Source organism: Psychrobacter sp. NC44 (genome assembly GCF_904846655.1).
Taxonomy (GTDB): Bacteria; Pseudomonadota; Gammaproteobacteria; order Pseudomonadales; family Moraxellaceae; genus Psychrobacter.
This window is the reverse complement of sequence record NZ_CAJHBN010000045.1, coordinates 1-592: the sequence shown is the minus strand read 5'-3', so window position 1 is coordinate 592 and position 592 is coordinate 1. Positions and strand designations below refer to the sequence as shown.

The 592-nt window shown below is 40.9% G+C and carries 1 protein-coding gene; it reads left to right on the top strand.

The annotated features are described in order from the left end of the window. The first annotated feature begins 221 nt into the window (after window positions 1–221). Complete coding sequence (locus tag JMX95_RS13615; protein ID WP_045446342.1) at window positions 222–452, top strand: hypothetical protein; 231 nt, start codon at window positions 222–224, stop codon at window positions 450–452. Window positions 453–592 lie beyond the last annotated feature (140 nt).

The window sequence follows — 592 nt, the reverse complement described above, 5'->3', positions numbered from 1 at the left end:
TTCAATCTTAGGTGACAACGGTTGACGCCTGATATCCACGCCCTAGAAGGACGTGGTTTTACGGCGCTAGATGATAATATTTTAGAATGTGACACACAGTATAGAGCGTGTTACCCGTTCAACTTAAGTCGCTATCCTCGTTGTTATCTGCGTTATACTAGCCATAAGCATTGACTATCACTGAGCTGACTGCTTAGATGGTTTATAATTAGGAGAATGTCATGACTCAAGAACACGCTTCCCATGAAAAGCGCAAAATCATCGATAAGTTTTTGATGAAACTCACCAAAGAAGAGCCGCAAATGTATTATGCTAGCACCTCTGAGGTCGCTCGTAGCATCCATACTATGATAAAAGAGCACACCAATCGCTTGTCGGTAGAAGATCAGGCGCTCGTTAGACATATGACCGTCGAGGAGATACAAGGCTTGCTAGGCTTTCACCTTAAATAATCACACTTTCAACGTTCCCATAAAAAAAGCCCGCTGATTTGCAGGCTTTTTTATTATTAAAACTTTAAGGGGCTGTCCTAGATAAGTAAAATAATCTAGGATAGTCATATGAGAAAGAGCAGATTAAGTTGGTACAAACA

What these genes read in the sequence shown, in the direction of transcription:
- JMX95_RS13615 (WP_045446342.1), top strand. Translation starts at nt 222, where the DNA reads ATGACTCAAGAACACGCTTCCCATGAAAAGCGCAAAATCATCGATAAG.